Origin of the sequence: Janthinobacterium violaceinigrum (assembly GCF_009208555.1) — a bacterium.
GTDB lineage: Bacteria > Pseudomonadota > Gammaproteobacteria > Burkholderiales > Burkholderiaceae_D > Janthinobacterium > Janthinobacterium violaceinigrum.
Genome location: NZ_WFLI01000003.1, coordinates 96,426 through 115,484, shown reverse-complemented (window position 1 = coordinate 115,484; position 19,059 = coordinate 96,426). Strand labels below are relative to the sequence as shown.

General features: G+C 59.5%; 18 protein-coding genes. 1 reads left to right on the top strand and 17 read right to left on the bottom strand.

Translation table 11 applies throughout. From position 1 onward, the window contains the following. Nucleotides 1-115 precede the first annotated feature (115 nt). Entirely contained in the window at nt 116-862 is a 747-nt protein-coding gene (locus tag GCN75_RS03540; protein WP_152281378.1) for a hypothetical protein, read from the top strand. A gap of 96 nt (nt 863-958) precedes the next feature. On the opposite strand, the gene GCN75_RS03535 is transcribed toward GCN75_RS03540, so the two are convergent. The 17 genes from GCN75_RS03535 to GCN75_RS03455 all read right to left on the bottom strand — a co-directional run bounded on the left by GCN75_RS03535 (nt 959) and on the right by GCN75_RS03455 (nt 19,045). Beyond that, a complete protein-coding gene (locus tag GCN75_RS03535; protein ID WP_152281377.1) occupies nt 959-2,782 on the bottom strand; it encodes a hypothetical protein in 1,824 nt (607 codons plus the stop codon). Beyond that, nucleotides 2,782-3,612, bottom strand: a complete 831-nt coding sequence (locus tag GCN75_RS03530) for a hypothetical protein (protein ID WP_152281376.1) — start codon at nt 3,610-3,612, stop codon at nt 2,782-2,784. Before GCN75_RS03530 ends, GCN75_RS03535 begins: the two co-directional genes overlap by 1 nt. A 48-nt stretch (nt 3,613-3,660) precedes the next feature. Continuing rightward, nucleotides 3,661-4,407 carry a hypothetical protein gene (locus GCN75_RS03525; RefSeq protein ID WP_152281375.1) on the bottom strand — a complete coding sequence of 249 codons (747 nt, stop codon included), beginning with the start codon at nt 4,405-4,407 and terminating at the stop codon, nt 3,661-3,663. Further along, entirely contained in the window at nt 4,404-4,664 is a 261-nt protein-coding gene (locus GCN75_RS03520; protein WP_152281374.1) for a hypothetical protein, read from the bottom strand. The genes GCN75_RS03525 and GCN75_RS03520 overlap by 4 nt, the downstream gene beginning before the upstream one ends. Continuing rightward, nucleotides 4,664-6,205 (bottom strand): hypothetical protein, encoded by a 1,542-nt coding sequence (locus GCN75_RS03515; protein WP_152281373.1) that lies wholly within the window; start codon nt 6,203-6,205, stop codon nt 4,664-4,666. The genes GCN75_RS03520 and GCN75_RS03515 overlap by 1 nt, the downstream gene beginning before the upstream one ends. Next, nucleotides 6,202-7,671 (bottom strand): hypothetical protein, encoded by a 1,470-nt coding sequence (locus tag GCN75_RS03510; protein ID WP_152281372.1) that lies wholly within the window; start codon nt 7,669-7,671, stop codon nt 6,202-6,204. Before GCN75_RS03510 ends, GCN75_RS03515 begins: the two co-directional genes overlap by 4 nt. After that, nucleotides 7,668-13,121 carry a hypothetical protein gene (locus GCN75_RS03505; RefSeq protein WP_152281371.1) on the bottom strand — a complete coding sequence of 1,818 codons (5,454 nt, stop codon included), beginning with the start codon at nt 13,119-13,121 and terminating at the stop codon, nt 7,668-7,670. The genes GCN75_RS03510 and GCN75_RS03505 overlap by 4 nt, the downstream gene beginning before the upstream one ends. Next, the gene (locus GCN75_RS03500) at nt 13,122-13,388 is read right to left on the bottom strand and encodes a phage tail assembly chaperone (protein WP_449768868.1); all 267 of its coding nucleotides are present in this window, start codon (nt 13,386-13,388) and stop codon (nt 13,122-13,124) included. Between the two features lie 80 nt (nt 13,389-13,468). Continuing rightward, nucleotides 13,469-13,942 carry a hypothetical protein gene (locus GCN75_RS03495; RefSeq protein ID WP_152281369.1) on the bottom strand — a complete coding sequence of 158 codons (474 nt, stop codon included), beginning with the start codon at nt 13,940-13,942 and terminating at the stop codon, nt 13,469-13,471. Nucleotides 13,943-14,073: 131 nt separating this feature from the next. Then, nucleotides 14,074-15,276: a phage tail tube protein gene (locus tag GCN75_RS03490; protein ID WP_152281368.1), complete on the bottom strand. Its 1,203-nt coding sequence runs from the start codon at nt 15,274-15,276 to the stop codon at nt 14,074-14,076. A gap of 67 nt (nt 15,277-15,343) precedes the next feature. Next, on the bottom strand, nt 15,344-15,745 hold the full coding sequence (locus GCN75_RS03485; protein ID WP_152281367.1) for a DUF4128 domain-containing protein: 402 nt from the start codon (nt 15,743-15,745) through the stop codon (nt 15,344-15,346). Beyond that, nucleotides 15,742-16,218, bottom strand: a complete 477-nt coding sequence (locus GCN75_RS03480) for a hypothetical protein (RefSeq protein ID WP_152281366.1) — start codon at nt 16,216-16,218, stop codon at nt 15,742-15,744. The genes GCN75_RS03485 and GCN75_RS03480 overlap by 4 nt, the downstream gene beginning before the upstream one ends. Nucleotides 16,219-16,238: 20 nt before the next feature. Further along, a complete protein-coding gene (locus GCN75_RS03475; protein WP_152281365.1) occupies nt 16,239-16,613 on the bottom strand; it encodes a hypothetical protein in 375 nt (124 codons plus the stop codon). Beyond that, a complete protein-coding gene (locus tag GCN75_RS03470) occupies nt 16,613-16,984 on the bottom strand; it encodes a hypothetical protein (RefSeq protein ID WP_152281364.1) in 372 nt (123 codons plus the stop codon). Before GCN75_RS03470 ends, GCN75_RS03475 begins: the two co-directional genes overlap by 1 nt. Next, nucleotides 16,981-17,490, bottom strand: a complete 510-nt coding sequence (locus GCN75_RS03465) for a DnaT-like ssDNA-binding protein (RefSeq protein ID WP_152281363.1) — start codon at nt 17,488-17,490, stop codon at nt 16,981-16,983. The genes GCN75_RS03470 and GCN75_RS03465 overlap by 4 nt, the downstream gene beginning before the upstream one ends. Nucleotides 17,491-17,536: 46 nt before the next feature. After that, the gene (locus GCN75_RS03460) at nt 17,537-18,004 is read right to left on the bottom strand and encodes a hypothetical protein (RefSeq protein WP_152281362.1); all 468 of its coding nucleotides are present in this window, start codon (nt 18,002-18,004) and stop codon (nt 17,537-17,539) included. 63 nt (nt 18,005-18,067) lie between these two features. Next, nucleotides 18,068-19,045, bottom strand: a complete 978-nt coding sequence (locus tag GCN75_RS03455; RefSeq protein WP_226941085.1) for a major capsid protein — start codon at nt 19,043-19,045, stop codon at nt 18,068-18,070. Nucleotides 19,046-19,059 lie beyond the last annotated feature (14 nt).

Below are 19,059 nucleotides of genomic sequence, written 5' to 3'. Positions count from 1 at the left end.
CCGGCGGCGGTCGTTTCGATGGCCATGGATGCCTTTCAGGTGGTGGAAATGAAAAAACCCGCCGAAGCGGGTTTGTGAAGTAGTGGTATTGTTAACATTTTTTCGGAGCAATAATATGAACTATCCGCCTCTTCAACCTTTTCCTCCTCAAGTAGCTGTATTGATAGACGAGATAGAATCCGTTCTTGGAAAACCGATTGAGATACAAACTAGGAATGCGGCAGACAATCCTCTGAATGTGCCTGAGGGACTTGCACTATGTGACTGTCGCATGATTGATGGGTTTACCAGTGTTGCAATTGCACTGCCTAAAAATAAGAAAATTCCCATGCATATTATGTTTCACGAACTCCTGCATGCGCATCGAAACGTATGCTTAGCCGTTCCCCAGTTGAAACCGATCAAAGATGATGCGGCGGGATTCAGGTTGGCAGCATCCATTGAAAACGATATTGAACATCTATTTATCATCCCTCAAGAAACTAGCTTTTCAGCGGAGTCGTTCAATTATTGGCATTCATATTATGATGAAAAACTTACTGAAATAGCAAATTCAAGCATTGACAATGATATGGACATATTGGCTCGCAGAAGTAATCTTTTGAGGTTATGGATGGTCACCTCTTTTTGCCTGCCACAATGGAACGGTACTACCCAAGCCTCGGCTGTTTTACGAGAAAGTGGCTACCTTGACGAGGCCAATAAATTATTGCATAAAATTCAATTAAACTTACCGAGCAAAGAGTATTGCCTCGCTACATTTCTTCGCTTTTCAAAGCTTCCGATGGATAAGTTTTGCCTGTCTCGATTTCTGGTTCAGGATCGGAAAATTGAGCATTTTCCAATCCCCCTGCCTCAATGAGAATTGATTGAGGGTAAAGATACTCCGCGTAATCAGCACCAGAGGCCGAGATGGTTTGGCTGCAGCTTCGGCCAGTGGCTGTGCTTAGAGCTCTCATCACACGACCTTGACCATCACATACGCCCGGCCGTCGGGCTCAATCGAGATAACGCGGCCGACGGCATCGAGGTACTGCGACTGCGTGAGGTCTGCCTTGCGGACGGAAATGCCCTTAATGCCGGCACCGTCTTGGACCGGCACGATGTAATCGCCTGCCTGGGCGCCCAGCACGTTGACCGGCACGCGGCCAGAAATGGCGATACGGTCGACCTTCTGGCGCTCGGCTTCCAGCGCCGCGTCGAAGGTGGCCATGGCATCGGCGTCCTGCTGCACGGCGGCCGCGTGGGCGGCCAGGACAGCTTCGAAGGCAGCCAGCTTTTCGGCCCACTCGTCGTCGGTGTCGCCGGGCTCGGCAACCACTTCCTCGAATTCCTGTGGGTCGGTGTCGGGAACTGCCTGCTGCGCAACGACGTCTTCGCGCCGAACGGGCTGGACTGGGGCCGCGCCTGCCTGCGGGGACGGCCGCGGCCCCACATCGTCAGCCCAGGAATCACCACCGACAAACGAGGGTGCGGTCGATTTGATCGAAAACATAACGGCATCCGCCCACAGGTCAGTGATCTTGTTGTTTGCGGTGATGCCGACAATTTGTCCTGGTTTGACGATTCCGCATATGAGGGATTTGGAAATATATTCAGCATAGTCATTCCCGCTTGTATTTACCGTTCCTCCAGTTCGAATGCTACTTCCTGTTACGGTATGCGTCGCCACATTCAATGCCGACCCGGCAATGTTTCCAAAGTTTCCACTAACGACAACCGCGTCTAAGCAGTTGGGTACGCTAAATTTTCTAGTGCCCTGTGGCTGCGTATTAACTCTGCCCACTTCAAGAAACTCCGGCACCACTACTGTGCCAGTTCCCTTGATTTCAATTAGGTTATTTGTAAATTGATTTGATTGGGTGTCATATGCCCTCAGAGTCATCTTATAACTGGTTTTATACAGATTATTAGGTGTCCCATTGTTATTTCCCGCAGACGTGAACCAGCTGAAGCATCCCGCAGCGGTTGATCCTGACACTCCACCAACACCAAGTCGCAAGCTATCCCGCTCCTGCCCGGGCGCCATAGCAGCGCCCCCTGGAGACAAGAATGAAGTTGTTATCGTCCCGTCACCCACGCCAACCAGCTCTTTAAATAGCGTGCTGGCTCCGCCAACGCCGTATCCCTGCCAGCGAGGGGCAATATAAGATGGAGCTCCGACTACGGAAGAGGTGTCGAATACCAATGTTCCTGCCGGTGGGCCGAAACCTATGGATACTGGATCAGCATATGTTTCTGTATTTACCCCGATTAAATCAAATGATGCATTTGCAAAGCCATCCAAAAATGCGTAGACACCATAAGATAAGTCCGGGTGCTTCATCACAATGATGCGTGCATTTCCACGTGCCATACCTTCAAGATGCCAATCCACATACAAACCGTTCCTTACACCCATGAGCAAAGTCACTGCAGACGTTTGCGATGAAATCCATGAGTCATTTATCGTACCGCGTATGAGCAGATTCTCTTGCGTCCCTGCGTCATCCGGCGCAAACGTAGCCAGCTTGTACCAGTTCCGCTGGCCTACAGCGCTTGAGAATAAGTAGGCGTACTTGGCAGTTGGCCCTGAACAAAGCCTGCGGGACGTTTGAATCGATGCGTTCATGCGTATCGGTAAGTTCGGATCAAGCCACGCCGGATTCATATATCCATTCGGCCCGCCCAGTGGGGACCGCCCCACGGCAGGTGCATACGACGACACCACAGCGCCGCGCCCGGCCAGTTCATTCAGGCGCCGGATTGCGTCCTTCTGGCCATAGTAGAAAAAGTCGCCCATCAGATTTCCTCGATTTCGATGTTGGTGGCATATGCCTGGTAATACGGAGTAGTGATGGCAGAATTGCTGGCGATGCGGCCATACACCTGGTGCGCCTGCTCGAGCTCGCCGTCGTCGCTGTCTGGATACAGGCTGACCAGCAAGGGGAGCGTCAGGCCATTACCCCGCACAATGCGCCACAACTCGGCCCGGTCCAGCGGCGTCATATGTTCGAGCGCGAGCGACAGCTTGCGATACATCGCGCCCCGCTCGACCATTTGCCCGCCGGCACCGGTGCGGTACTGGGTGCTGCTATCGAACGACGTGACGCCTGCACCATACGAGGCGTTCTGCTCCGGGCTCCAGTAGGGACCGGCCACCAGGCGCGCCGCCTCGATGTAGCCGGCCGGATTGTCCGGGTCCGCCAGCTCGATAATCAGTTTCTTGATGCTGACCATGGGGAACCAGCAGCGCGCATACGTCCCGCCGCCATAGCTGAAAGCGTTCACGCCCAGCGGCAGTGCGCCCCAGTCCCACATACCTAGCCTGGCGTACTCGCAGGCCGGCACGGTGCCAGTATCAAAATCGGGCACAGCATCCCCTGGCTCGACGTAGCCGCGCACGCGGATGGTTGCCGTCGGCGTCAGGTTACAAAATGGCAGGGCCACGCAGCCGACGATCTCCGGCGACGGCCAAGTGGCCGTGATGGTCACCGCCAAGCCTATCGAGCGCAGCAGGTAGAATTTGTCTTCAAGCTGCAGGTTGGCCGGGCCCAGATCTCCGGTCTGGCTCGATGCGGTCAGCACCGCTCGGTCAGCGGCGTTGTCATAAATGATGCGCAGGCTACTCATGGTGTTGCCGGCTGTTTGAGGGGCATCTCGATCTCCCGATATTCAGTTTCAATAATCTGCCATATCAATAAGCAGGACGGTGCTGGCGCGATAGCGCATGCGCAGTGCAAATGGCGGAATATCAACAGGCTCCGCACGGACACACATTTGCGTCCGGTCCAAAGTGCTTGGCGCCCGAAACAAAAAAGCTCCAGCAAAATCAAGTTCCGTAGAGGTTCCCGATCCGGGCGAATTAACTAATCCTCGGGAGCCGACGCCATCAGCAAGGCCGCAAATTGCCGGTCGGGACATACTTGGGAGAGCATAGCTTTGCAAATCAAACGAGCCCGTCGGAGGAGTCGCTGCGGTGAACTCACCAATGGCGCGCGGCATGATCATCTTGGCGCCAAGATCAAAAGTGCAGTTACCAGCGGCATCCAATAAACGGAAACCGTAGCCACCTCCAACAGGCGCGGCCAGCGGGGCGAAACAATGAACCGCTGCCACTCGGGCGGTGGGAGTAGCCCCGTTTCCGCCAGAGACGTCCGAGCAATAGACCAGGATATCCCAGGTGCTGGCTGCCGACAGCGTGACGGAATAGACGGAAAATAATAGGTCCCCTCGTAGCTCGATGAAGGCAAGCGGCTCTTTGGTCGACGTGACCCGATATCGCCCGAGGACTTTCGCGGTGCTGGGCGAGCCCACAGGGTCGGCCGCCCCGACAAATGCGGCAGTCCCGATATACGCAAGCCCGGGACTTTCCGGGGTCAGAAGCAAACCCCCGAGGTCGTTTTCAATATGCAAACCGTAGGTCATAAGGAGAATATGTATATTTTTTTCGTTTCAGCAAATTCGCTGGCATCGACTGAAACTGTCGGGATGCCCCCTGGATAGCTGATGACCGCCAGTGCGCCGCTCAAGGTTTTGAAGGTCCGGCCGACGAAAGCTGGATAACTTTTTGAGGTGGATGCATTGGGTGCCACACTGATCAAATCTACGAAAACGATGCCGAAACTCACTGAACTGACCAGCACGGCACCACTTTCTTTCTTGAGCAAAATGCCGTACGCCATCAGTCGAGCCTCCCAATAATTGCGCGCGGTCGACCCGCATCGTCAAACACCGTGATCTTGTCACTAGTTATTTCAACTCGTCCGCCCGTGTCCCGACTGCGAAGCAGGCCAACCGTTCCAGTAACAGCCGACAGCTGCCCTGAAAACGAGGCCTTGCCGTTTTCTATCAACAACCCAGGCATGGACACATAGCCCCCACTCCCCAATTCGACGTAGCCACCTGTGCGTGCATTCCCGAGCAAAAGGCCTCGTTCGCTCAGATGAAAGCCAGTGCCGCCGTTTGTCGGCCAACCATAGGTGTTGGTTGGGTAGCCTGGGCCCCCGTGCAGCGTAGTGCCGTAGAGATCGCCAGCTGTCACCTTGCCCAAATCCGCTATGATCGACGACAGCTTGTCCACCGCCATCGCCCTGGCCGCCACCGACCCATCCACCAGCAAATTGCCGTTCAGCACCGTACCAAGCACCAGCCATGCTCCATTGTCAAAATACTTCGTCACCGCATGCGTCGCGTCGTACAGCGTGACAGTGTCGCGGTTGATCGGCGCGCCGTAGCCCGCGTGGCCCAGCTCATAAACGGCCGAGGCATCCGACCAGGTCGAATAGCCGGGCGCCGTCACGGTGACGGTGCCGCGCTGGCCGGTGGCGCCATCGGCAGCCAGGCGCGCGGCCGCCGACCATTCACTGGCCGGAATGTCATCGGTGGCGCCGCGCGACGCTGCCGTGGCGCCCGATGTGAACAGATAGGCGCCGCCCGCCGTCGGCACCTGCGTCGACCAGCCATTATTCAGGCCCGTCAGCGCACCAGTGGCAAAGGTGAACGTGCATGCCGCACTCGGCAGCGACGGCGCGATGTTGGTGGCGCCGCGCTGGTAGATGCGCACGGGCGCCACGTTTAAGCCGTCGGCACCGTCCTTGGCCAGCTGCACTGCTGCCGACCATTCATTTGCAGCGATGTTGTCCGTGGCATTGCGCGAGCTGGCCGACGCGACGCGCACGTACAGCGGCACCGTACCGGCCGGGATGTTCTTCGACCAGCCATTGGCCAGATCGTTGCCGGCCGGCGTCGTGATGCTGGCCGTGGCAAAGGTAAAGATCACGTCACCCGGCGTATCGCCTGGCACAACGGCGGCGCGCTTGTAGGCGAAGGCCTGGCCCGTGTTCAATCCGGCCAGGCCCGTCTCGCCAGCGACGCCGTCGAAGACCTTGCTTATCATGTAGTTGCCGACGTAGTCGACGCCGAATTCGCGGATGCGGGCCTGCACTAGGGCCGTATCGGTGGTCATGGTGGCGAAATCGACCGTGGCCACATTCCCGTTGACCGTCATTTGCGTGCCAGCGGATACCGAAAACACGATATCGCCAACCACGTTCACCGGCTTGGCGGTAATGGTAATCGAGCCGGGCGCGCCGGCGCCGGCGCTGTTGACGCGAAACACAGGCGTGCTGCCTGCCAGCAGGATCGCCTTGCCATCGGCCGTTGTGCTGAAGCGCTCCGCCGAGGCCTGCAACAGCGTATCGCGCGCGCCACCGATAGCCGTCATACCAGCACCCCCACTGTCACGCGCCCGGCCAACCATTGGTGCGACAGCAGCACCACCACGCCAGGCACGCCGCTCTGCAGGCCGAAACGATCGTCGCGCAGCAGCACGGGCTGGCCCAGTTCCAGCATCATCATCTCAGGCTCCCCGTCAAATTCGTAAATCGTGCGCTGCACCTTGTTCAAGGCCAGGCGCCGCAGCGCTTCCGCACGGGCGTCCGCGTTCGTCTTGAGGCAGGTTTCAATTTGCGGCGGGTCGTCCGTCAGCCGGTACCGTGCCTTTACCGCAGCATCGACAGCCGTTTCCGTCAGCCACTCCGTCGCGTACAGGTCGGCGTGCGCCGGCGGGATGCTGGTGGTCAGGCTGGCTTGCACCGTGTAATTGCGGTCGAACGCAATCTTGACGGCCGCCACCACCGGCAGGCGCTGCACGACGCGCAACGAGCCCACTCGCATTTTCTCGGGCCCGATTGGCACCGGCACGCCGGCGGCCGGCAGCGCGATCTGCACCAGGCGCAGCTGGCCGGTGCGCGACATGATTGCCTGGGCGCCCACGCTGGCCGCCAGCTGCTGAATGGCCTGCGCCTGGTTCGTCCGGTCCGCAACGTAGAGGCCCACCAGCTGCGGGTGGGCGGCATCGAATGCGGCCAGGTTGGCCAGGTCCAGGTCGGCCAGGGTGAAGCGGTCCGAGGCCTTGCCGTACGCGGTGGCGATGCGCTGCACCAGCGGTGCGATGCGCGGCGCGTAACCGCCGCCCTTGTCACCCTGTACGCTGGCCGTGATCGTGGTGGAGAACGGGTCGGTGGTGAGGTTAAAACGCCCCGCCTGGTCATTCAAGGCCACGGCAATCGGTTTGCCGTTGGTGCGCACTTCGAACGTCGATTCCACCGCGCCCAGAAAGCCATACTCCAGCGTGGCCGGATTGGTCAGCAATGGCGCCACGTTGTGGCATTCGCCGAACGGGATCGGCAGCGTCGCGTCCTTGTTTGGCGTCGTGCCGCCCAGCTTGGCCTCGGCGATAGGTGTATCCAGCCGCTGCAGCTTGTCGCGCAACGACAGGTTGAGCGTTTCGCGGCTCGCACTGGTGATGTCGGCAATGATGCCGTCGAACACCAGACGAAAGTCGGCGCGCGGCCAGCGCGGATCGCCGGCCCAGGCCTTGATCGGTCGATTGCGCCACACGTCACCGAGCCAGCTGTCGAGCTTACCATCAGCGTTGCCCAGCTCGATATCGCCCCCCGACAACCCAGCCTCACCAGTCAGGCTGACCTGCTCGGTAAAAGCCAGGCCGCCACTGGCCAGCGGCAGATACACGGTATTGGCCGGCACCTCCGTTGGGCCTGTGACGTACGGCCGCGAGGCAATATAGCGCGTAACCTCATTGCCGCCCACGTTCACCTGTGCTTCGATCAGCACCATGCGAATGGCTCGCGGACTTTTCAGCCATGCCAGAAATTGCGCATCAGTCATTGAGAGTACTCCACTTGTTTTGCCCAGGCAGATGCCTTGGCAGATTTGTCGACGCCGGCCACGACCGTCTTGGCCGCCTTGTCGTTCGATTCAACGGTGGCCTGAATGGCAGCGCCGGTTTGCGCGGCCTGATCGGCCCGCAGCCCCTTGACCTCCTCCCGCAGGCTCTTAATCTCGGCCACCAGGGCGTCGCTGTTGCCGCCACCCTGGCTTGGTGCGCCGCCGAAATATCGGCGCATGGCAGCTGCAGCTGGCGCATCAACCACCACCTCACCGCGGTGCAACTCGGCCGCATAACCGTCAAACGGTACATTGGCCAAGCCGCCGGCATGGGAACCGTCGAACTTCACGCCCAGCCCCGTGGCCGTCCCCATCGCCGCATGCAGGTTGGCGATGGCCTGCGCCACCGTCAGCACACTGTCATTGATGGTGATCAGGCCCGACACCTGGGCCTTGAGAGCATCCAGGCTGGCCTGCTGCACGTCGAGCTGCGCCGAGGCCCATTTGAGCGCCTCGGTGTTGGCTGCCACCACGCGGGCGTAATCTGCCACGTACTTGGCATCCGAGGCGTTGACCACCTGCGATGCCGTCAGGAAGGCCTGCTCGGCAGCAGACAGCCCGGACTGCGCCGTCGTGTCGCCGGCATTCGCCGCCGCCAGTGTTTTCTCGAACTGGGCGCGCGCCTCGGCGTACTTCTGTTCCGGTGTCAGCGTCGACTGATTACCCAAGGCCATGTTGGCATTCAGGCCGTTCAGGGTGGTCACCCACGATTTCGACTTGTCCAGCGCCGTCTTGGCCGCTGCTGCCTCGGTGTCGTAGGCCTTGGCCAGCGCGTCCTTGGCCGACACCACCGCCCTAGCCGCCTGCACCTGGTCAAACAACGCACGGTTGACGTCGGTAATGCCGGCGCGCTGAATCGCCAGCAATTCCGTTTCGCTTTTCGTCAACTCGTTCAGCTGCTTTTGCAAGTCCTTTCGCTCGCTGTCAATTTCGCTCGCCGTCTTCGCCACCACGCCGAGTTCGTCGCCGTAGCGTGTCAGCTCGATAAATGCCTGCGATACCGCCATCATCGAGGTGTAGGTTTTCTGGCCAGACTCCGTGGTCAGATCCTGCGCCAAGGCCAATTTCTTGAACTCTTCGACGGTCGTAATCTCTGTGCCCCGGTTCAATGGGGTCAGCACGGCATTCACGCTCTTGCGCAGGGTGTCGGCCTTTTCTTTATCCGTGAAGAAGTTCTCCAAGAAGAAAGCGCCTTGGGAAGTGAATTTATCCAGCCCGCCCGACATCTTGAGTAATTCCTCCCTTGCGGCGAGTGAAGACATTCCCACCGCGCCGAAGGTCTTATTAAATGACCCCAGCACGGCGTCGATCGTGGCGTAGTCGTTGGCAACTCGCACCAGGGTCTGGAGATACCCCTCGCCCGCGTCGCGGAACTGGCGCAGCCCGTCGACACCGAACTTGGCCATGTCATCGCCCATCTTCGAAAACGCGGCTTCAAGCGCTGCTTGCTGCGCCTTGGCGTCCAGGCCCTTGAAGCTAATTTTGCCGATATCGACAACAAAGGTATTCAACTTGGCAGTGAAGGCGCTGCCCCCAACACCGATGGCAACAGCAGCAGAACTGATCGTGTCACGCAAACCCAGGACAATTTTCGTAAATTGATCATCCATCTCCGCGCCCAGCGCGGTCACGGGGCTGCTGTACTTATCCTTGGAAAAGATGCCGCCGTCTTTCTTGATATCGGTGAACTGCCCCACCGACAAGCCGCTTCTATCAACCTGGCCCAAGGTGGCCTTGCCCGCCGTGATGCCGGTATCAAGCGCAGTCACCTTGCCACCGAAGATGCCATTGACCACGCTGTTGCTGATCTTGGACAGGAAGCCACCGGTCAGCTTGTCGACTATCGCCGTCAACGGAAACGTGGAAAGAGTCTTCGCGCTGAAATCGGCCAACCCACTATATTGGGGCGCCGCCAATTTATTGGTGACTCCCGGCGTTTGCGCCAGCAAGCCACCTAACCCGCCAATGCCAGATTCAATGTTGCGCAGCGCACTGAGCATGCCACTGCTGATCGCCAGATCACGAAAGGTGTTGTCAGCGATAAGCGATAACGATTTAGCAATCGACTCGGATTTCGCCGTGGGATCGCCCAGCACCGTACCGGTGCCATTGGCAGCTTGGCGCTGCTCGGAAGCACTAGCGCCCCCACCACCTGCAGTGCCAGACATCTCCGCGCCAATTGCAACAACGGCCGCCAGCGTGGCGGCGCCGGCCGCTAGGTTCAACGGGAACGGCAGTGAGGCTATGGCTTTTACCACGGCCGTAATGCCCCACGCGCTGGCCTCGGTCGCGGCCAGGCCAGTGGACGCGGCCGTGGTCGTCGTCTCACCTGTTAGTTTGGTGGCGTTCAAGGTTAGATTGGCTGCAACCTCCGTTTCTTTGAAAAAAATCTTCTTGACCATCGACTCGACAGCCATAGCCATTTCGTATGCGCGAAATGCTTTTTCAGCAGTTTCCATCACTTTATAACCGGTGCTGTTTTCCTTGAAAAAGCCCTTCGCTGCGCCAGCCATGTCCCCATAGGACTTAATTTGCGCCTGCGCGCCCTGCTGGGCTGCTGTGGCTTGAGCCTTGGCGATCTTGGTCGGATCGCCATGCGCATCTTTAGTGGAGACTGCCAACTGAGCAGCGATAGCCTGCTGCTGCACGGCATAGCCAGACAATGCTGTCGTCAACCCACCGATGGCAGTACCAACTGCGCCGAACGACGCCGCCATACCTTGCGCTGCTGACTTCGTTGCGGAGTCGACAGCGGTCAGGATATCAAGCAGCTCTTTGGCTTTGGTCACGTCGCCGCCTTGCTCTTGTATCGAGGCCTTGCCTTGCACGATGCCAAGGCGGTTCAACGCTTCAATCTTGCGATTAATGCCATCAATAACCTTCTCATTGCCCTCGAAACTAGCAAGGGCAGCTTTTTGCTCCTCAAGGTCAGCGACAGCCAAGGCGGTCTTTTGCGCAGGCAGTAAGCCGTAGGTGCGGATCTGCTCTTCTACCGCGGCGACTTGTGCGTTGATGGCAGCGATTTCCTTGTTTGCAGCATCTGATGCGGCAGTGGCGATGGCCGCCTGGCGTAGGCGTTCCTCCTCATCGCGAGTAAAACTCGCATCAAAAAAAGCCTTTTCGGCCGCATCGCGCTTGCCTAGGATCTCGTTTAATTCCTTCTGGTGCTTGGCGGCCTCGGCATTGGTAGCATTGTGGTGGCCTTGCAATGCACTGATTTGCAAGTCGAAGGCATCTACTTCCGCCTCATAGGTTTTCAGGGCGTAGCTGCGCTTGTTTTCGTAGGCCTGCTGAACGGACAGCTCCCCCCCTTTGAGGTACATGTCATCGAGCTTACCCAGGGCATCGTAATGCGCCTTGGCAGTTGCGGCTTCCTTTGCGTATTGTTTGATTTGGTCGGCGAGCTGCGTGTTTTCGACCTGGTCGGCCTTTGGCTTTGGCTCACGACCTTCAGTGTCTCGATACGTCGGCGTGCCGGTAAAGGTCGCGTAGTGAAGAGCAACGACTTTCTTGCGAGCCTCCTCTTGCGCTGCCGCTCCTTGGTTAAGCGACTTCATCAAAATATCAGTAGCTGCTTTCGAATAGTCGGCTTCGACCTTTAATTTTGCATCCGCCTCTTCCTTGCGCTTCACTAACTGAGCGGCGGTTCTCTCAGCATATGCTTTTTGAAACTTATCTTCTCCAGCAAGAATCCGATCCCTGCTGTCGCCAAGCAGTTTGGCATTTGCCTCCATTGCCGCTTGCATCTTCCTATAGGCTTCAATTTGACCTGTAATGCTAAAACCCGCCTCCGAACGATCAATAGTGTATTGGGTATGAATTTCAGAAGCCTTACTGGCATACGCACCCGCTGCCCCCATCAACTTCATTGCTGAAAAAGCATTGTTGACGTTATCGGCAACCACAACGAACACTTGGGCAAGCGTGGTACCCCACTCATGCAACTGATTATTCCGCGACATCTCACTGACCTCACCATTTGCGTCTTTGAGGCCTTTGGTCAATGCCATCACCGAGATAGTTAAGACTTCAAGCCCGATCTCGCCGATGGTTGTTTTCAGATCTTGCGTATAGCGCTGCATGGACGTGATCTGCTTGCCGGCCGTATCCATACTGGCGGTATAAGTTTCGTCAATATCAATGCCACGCTCTTTAACAGCGTTCAAGCGGGCCTGTACGCGTTCATTTTCCGAAAGCTCTTTTGTGGTTTTTCCAAGCTCGTCGGCCATTTGCCGATAAGCGGTTTGCAAATTAACGTTGATACCAATATTGCGGAGAATAAGAACATTTCCACGGGCAATGCCATTCACCAGTCGTTCAAACGCTTCTGAAGAGTTGATATGTCCAATAACAGCAGCATTTTGAGCAATCCGGGCAAGAGCAGTTGCTTCCTTCAAATCGATGTGGGCCTGCACCAATTTAATCGCAGACTCGCGCGATTCGATCATCGTGATACCTTGTTTGGCAATTGCCTCGGTAGCAGTTTCCATTTGTGTTTTTGTGTACCCGGCGTTACGCCCAACGACAGTCATTACTACGCCCAGCGTTTCGTAACGCGCGGCAAGCATGACTGCATCTTTAACGTACTCCCCCACTTTTAACGCAGCATATGCTGCAGCCAGTATCTTGAGGGAGCCAGCCAAGATGCCCGATGCATTCGTCGCGTCCTCTTTCGCCTTGGCCGCCGCCTTGATTGCGTCCTCGTGAGCTTTAATGGTCGCGATTGCTCGCTGCGTTTCCTGGGTAACGCCCATCTGCGCGGCTTGATATGCTAAAAGTTGGGTGCGACTCATTCCAATCGTCGCCGCCTGCTCACGCATACGCTCAATCAGTTGCTGCTGACCGAGCGTCAATTGCGTAGTCGAGCCGCCCAGCGCCTGCGTGGCCTGCGCCGCCAGGCGTGCCTGCTCAGCCTGCGCGCGCATGATTTTGGACGTGTCGTCCATCTGTCCATTGCTGACGGCTGCACGTTGGCCGGTGCGCTGCGTAGCGGCTCCGAGCGCTTCCACGCTCTTGGCAGCATCGCTACCGCGGCGCCACACACCGGCCGACGAGTTGGTGAAGTTGTCCAGCGCGCTGACGCCCTCGGTCGATGTCGCGCGCACGCGCGCCGTCGCCGCACTCAACGAATCCACGGACGTGGTTGCGCCCACAACCTTTGGCGCAATCCTCGCACCAGCATCACCCAGCGCATCGACAGCCGTCGCGCCTTCGGTGGCCTTGGCCTTGGCCCCAGCGCTGGCCTCACCCAACTTGTCGACGGCTGCCGTGGCGCCAGCAGTCTTTTGCTCGACTCGCACGGCAGCCTCACCGAGGGAATCTAGTGCCTTACTACCATCGACCACTTGGCGCGTATCGATAGAAAGGCCAAGCTGGGCGATATCAGGCATTTATTTTTCCTTCTTGTTTTGATGGTGCAAGAACAGCGTGTCGAGGCGATCGATCACGCCTTCTTCGAACGGATCGAAGCGGACGCCGTGGCGGGCCTGCCAGGCCAATATCTCGGCACTGGTCAGCGCGTTCACGGCCATGCCGCACTGGCGTTTCTGGTTCAACTGGGTGAACCAGTTCCAGATATAGGCAAGCTCGGGCGGTAGCTGCGGCACCGCCGGCGCCTCGGGCGCCCGATAAAGCGGGTTTTTCCGGGCGGTGTCCAGATGATCGCCCTTGGCGTTGCCGTCGCCTGCCGCTGCAGCGCGATCAAATAGATGATCGGCGTACAGCAGCAGGGCCTGGATCAGACCTTCAAAAAATTGGCGTCGTTTTCCAGGGCGGTTGTAACGCGGTCCTGCCAGGTCGGGTACTTGTCGAACGCCGCGGCGATCATATCCTTGTCAAACGGCACGGCCGCGCCGTTACTGGTGAAGCCATACCAGTCAACGGCCACGGCCAGCGCCAGGCGCTTCTGGTTGTCGTCGATGACGCTCACCAGCTGATTGGAGCCTTCGTCGGTCGAGGCGTCGATGGCCGTCTTGCGCTTAGCGGACTTGCGGTAGCCTTCTGCGCGCACGGCGTGGCTTTCCTTGCGGTACTCGTCGGAATTCTTGCCAACGATCTTGATGCCGGCCACAGGCTCGCCGTCGGCGTCGAAGATCACGGGCACGTCGAAGGTCACGCGCGCGGCAGGCGCGGACAGGTTGGCGATGTCGAAGCCGGCAACGGCGATGACTTGAGCGGCGTTCAGGGCTGCAGGTGCTTGGGTGGTGTTCATGGGTAGTGCCTTTCGTGGGTTTTGATAAGTGCCCGTTCCGTCCGCCGCGCCCACGAAGGCGACAGCGACCGGTCGGTGCTGGGGTTGGCTTACGCCAAAAAAGAAACCCGGCGCGAGGCCGGGCGGGAGAGTTACAGGCTTGTGTCCTGGAAGGCCACGGTCGTGGCTTCGTGCTGCGTGTCGGCGCCTTGGTAGCGCAGGATGTCGAAAGCGCACGTGACGATCTTGTTTTTCTCGCCATCATCGACCTTCGCCGAGGTGATCTTGATGCGGCCCATGGCAATCGTCATCACCTCCGCAAGCGGCGCCGTGCTGGCCGCCATGGCGTAGGCCAGCGGCAACTCGACCTCCTGCTTGAAGTAGTCGATGTAAGCCGAATCCTGCATCAGCACCGTGAACTGGCCGCTGCCCAACACCTTGCCGCGCGAGGCGGCCGTGGCGAACTTCGAACCAATCACCGGATCAATCTTGACCTGGCCATCCAGCGACAACGACATGCCCGTGCAAATTTGCGACGGGATGCCAGCCACCGACAGCATCGCGGTGGCGCCGGAGAACTTGCCGGTACCGGGCGTGGCGGCCGGCGCCGCGAAGTACGCCGCCGGCGTAGTCGGGCCTTCCAACTTGCCCATCAGGGTGAAGTCCATGCTCGTGATGCCATTCGGCTGCACGGCGATGTCGACCTTGCTGACCAGCTGGTCGATGAAGCAGCGATTCACGGCAATGCCCGGATCCTGTACTTCTGCCGTGAACCAGTCCGTGGTGTGGCCGGTCAAGGGCGTGAAGCTGCGCTTGCCGGTCGCCGTCACGGTCACTGGATCACCTTCTACCTTCACCGTCATGGCGCTGCCGTCCATGAACTGGCCCGTCAGCTTCAAGGCGGTGACCGATGTGACGAAGAAATTCTTGCCGTTGTTGGCGGTGCCCGTCGTCAGGAAGCCGCCGATGCGTACGACGGTACCTGCGCGGTGGCCGTCTACCAGCCAGGAGCCGGCGCTGCGCGTCAGGCCCGTTGCGCCCGATGCGATGGTATTTTGCGCCGCGGTGTTACCGCCGGTAGTGAAGTCGCGGCGCAGCAGCGCGGCCAGCAGCACGGCGTAGGTGCCGCAGCTGGCCTCGCCCTTGATGGCGCCGGAGGTGCGGAAGTTGCCCAAGCGCGTGTCGCTCTGCTGCTGACTTGGGTCAATCTCGTTGCTCGAGTACTTGTCGGCGTCCGTATCGAACGTCGCGGTCACGCGCGGATAGAGGCGGCCGGCGGCGGCCAGCGCCTTCGTGCCTTCCGCTGGTTGCTTGCCGATTACGAGCAGGCTGTCGATGCCGTTTGCAGTGGTCATGGTGTGGATTGCCTTTCTTTGGTCGAAAAAAAAGACCGCCGAGGCGATCTGTGTGGGGTGATGCGGATTACAGGTTGCAGAACCAGCGAATCTTGATCGGGACCATCCAGCGGTCGCCATCCTCGCGGCCGTCAGCGATTTCCGGCGTGCGCTCGATCTGCACGGTCAAATCGCCCTTCGGGAAGCTTGCGCCGCGGCGGAACAGTTCCCTGATCAGCTCGGCTCGCGCACCAGCAGCTGCAGTGCCCTGTCCTGGCGGATACATCAAGCTGACCTGGAAGATGCCGCGCTCCTGGCGGGCGCCGTCGCCCATAGAATGGTTGTTTGGCTCCGCTGGCAGCAAGTAGGCGGCTTGATACGGCCGTCCGGTGACTGGTGCGTACGGCGTGTTCTGCCAAGCGGTGTCGATGGCAGGCGCGAGGCTGGCCAGCGCCGACTCCAGCGCCGCGCGTATTGTGGATTGGCTCATAATTTATAGGTCGAATATCCTTGGGCAAACTCGCTGGCGGTAGTGCCATTGCGTACACCGTTCACGGCATCATCCACAATGGTGCGGAATTCCACGACCGTCAAGGCAACCACGCCAACAGGCGCCTGGCGGGACCAGCCCTCCTCGATGCGCTTTGCGTAAGGCAGGTTGTTCACCAGGAAAATCACGTCGCCAGCCTTCGCCGCGCTGATCGTGCTGCCGTGGGCGGCTATTGTGGCACTGCCGTCCTTGTCGATCAGCTCGCGCACGCCAGCAGATGGCGAGCCGATGGAAAGCTGCCAGTTGGCGCGGAACCGGCCGCCGGTATAGCCAGTCGGCGGTTTGTGCTTCCAGAACTTGGCATCACCAACCGGCGAACGCCCCACCAGCTTGTTGTCAATCTTCATGGTGATGGCGCGCACCGCCAGATCCTGACTGGCCTTGGTCTTGGCGATGAATTCGGCGATCTGCATGGAAAACGACATCCCGGCCATCAAAGCCCCCTGAGTTGCAGCGTGTGCAGCACGGCCACGTCGACCGGCGCTGTGGTTTCGACAGCCTTCACCGTGAAACTGGCTCCGCCGAACAGCACCAGGTCGGCCGCCGTCGGCGCCGGCATCGGCGCGCCGTTGCGCTGCAGCGGCGACAGCAGCAGCTGCTGGTCGCCAGCCTGGATCAGCGTGCCGTCGATGTTCTCGGCCTCGTAGTTGATCATGACACCCGTGCCTTCGAAGTCGGTGGCGGTGCTTGGCGCCGTGCCCAGGCCAGGATCGTACTCGCCAGTCACAACCTGGCGCAGCACCACGATGCCGCCCTTGCGGCGCAGCGAGGCGTCGGCACGCGCAGCGGTCTTTGCGTAGTCGATCATCAGTCAGCCTTCAGATAGTCATGCGGCGGTGTCTTGCTGAAGCGGACCGCCTTGATGGCGGCCCTACCGTCGATCAGCGCGCGCAGCACGCGATGCCAGCCGTCCATGATGAAGCCCTCTTCGCTCAGGATCACCGGATGACGGGTGTCAACGTCCAGCGCGCGCCGCATGTGGTGCGCCATGCCGAACGGCGAGCCTTCTGGCGTCCAGACTTCGGTGCCGAGATAGATTGCCGCCAGTGGCAGGTCAAATGGCTCCAGATCCTTGGAGCGAGCGATGAGGTTTGTGACCGTCCACACCTTGCCGTTATGGTTGTACGTATTCTCGTGGGCAGCGCAGCCCTCGATTTGCACCACTGGGAAGGTGCTCATGCTCGCACCACCCTGATCGAATTGCCGCCGGACGAGCCGAAGTACGGCGCCAGGAGTGCGTCCACCGCCACGAAGCGCTCACGCGCATCCGTGGTGTTCTGGAAGTACTCCGTTTCCAGCGGGCCGGTCTTGTCTTTCTTGATCGCGTTGGAGCCGGTATCAAGGTCCGGCAGCAGATCCTCGCCGCGGCCGGCGCGCACGGCCAGATCGATGCAGGCATTGACCACGTCCATAGGAACGCTGGTGCTGGGCACGATGAAGCCGTCGACAACCACGTTGTAGCGTGGCCAATCCAGCGCCTGGCGCTGATACACCCGGCGGCCGGCCCAGCGCGTGCGGTAGGTTGCCATGAAGACCATGGCCTTGCGCAACGCGATTTCCTTGTCCACTTCGGCCAGCGCCGCCCAGGCGGTCAGGCCCAGGCTGGCGCAGCGCGCATCCGCGGCGGCGACGCTGGCATAGGATTCGGCATCGGCCAGGCCGGCGCCAGTTTCAGTGATGAGCATGCTGATCCTGATGTGAAAAGCCCGCGCGCGGCGGGCGTTGATGACGTTAGGCTGCCTTGGCCTTGGCAGGCTTCGATTCAACGGCTACCGCCTGGGTGACTGCGGCCTGCTTGGCCGCTTCGTCGCTCAGGCGTTGTGCCTCGGCTTCGTTGGCGGCGGCCTGCGCCGCGTTGCGGGTGGCAGCGAGCTCATTTTCGTGCGCCTGCTTGGCAACGCGATCCTTCTCGGCCGCCAGCACGCGTTCGCGTTCCTGCAAATCATCGTGCGCAGCCAGCAGATCAGCGCGCGCGGTCATTAACTCGGCCGCGGTCGGCACGCGCTCGCCCACGCCTTGATCAATATATTCAGCCTTGATCGTGACTTCCGGCACGTCTTCAGCGGCATTGGCGCGGCCAACAGCCACGTTCGCATCGATGATCTTGAGGCCAGCCTGGCGCGCGAGCGCCTTGACGTCCTCGTTGTATTGGAACATCGGCCCTGGCAGATACCAGATGTTTGCCGGTACATTTTCCATTTGGAACTCCGTTTTTTGTGCTTGATGAAGAAGCCGCGCCCCGTTGAGAGGCGCGGCGCAGGCTTACTTGGTCGCGTCGCCGATGGTAATCACGCCAGCGGTGTGCTTGTCGCTGGAGGCAACCTTGTCCCAGTTCGAGCCGGTACCCAGTGCGGCGTCGGATGGCGATTTGCCGCCCGAGGCTTCATCCCAGGTATAACCCTTCAAGCCCAAGCCGAAGGTGTAATCGACCTGCATCGTCGTTTCGATCCGCTGATTGCCGTTGGTCGTTTCGATGTTGCTGATGATGTCGGAGCCGTCGGTAACGGTTGCAGCGCCTTCAGCCAGGGACAGCACGCGCAGTTTGGCGGGTGCCGCAGGGCCAGGCGCCGGCCCGACGGACGCAGAATACAGCGCCGGCGCATCGGTAACCACCACCGGCTTGCCCAGCACATCCACCACGCGCACGTTTTGCGCCTGGAACAGCTGAGTTGCATTGGCCAGGTTGGCGCCGATCAGCTTGTGGAAGGTCGTGCCGTTCATGATCTGCGCCACCAGATTGCCGCTGTGGTCGCCGAACTTGCCATGGGCTTCGTTCATGGCGATATAGTCCACACCACGCGTCGCGCTCACGTCGTTGACCGTGTTAGCGTTGTTACTGATGGCCGCCACAAGCGCCAGGATGGCTGTGTTCAGCTGATCCGCGAGCATGGCTTCGGCGAAATTACGCGAGGCAACCTCGATGCCTTCAGCCGTCGGCTTGTGCAGCCAGGTCATCTGCGATGGCTCGAAACGGATCGGGCCAAAGCCGCCCGCGATCTTCACCGAATTGTGCTTCAGCTGGGTCAGGTCGGTTGACGCCGCCACGCCATTGGCGCCGTAGCGATTCACGCGACGCTGTGCCGAATGGATGGCAGCGAAAAACGACTCTTGCAGAAAGTCGCCTTCGAAGCCTTCGGTGGTGAGACGGATGGCGCCATTGCTGGCTGCGTTGAACTTGTCCACCATCTGCGCCAGCGTTTCGATGGTCGCCGGCATGATGTACTTGTTGAAGACTTGCATTTGGGAGAGAGACA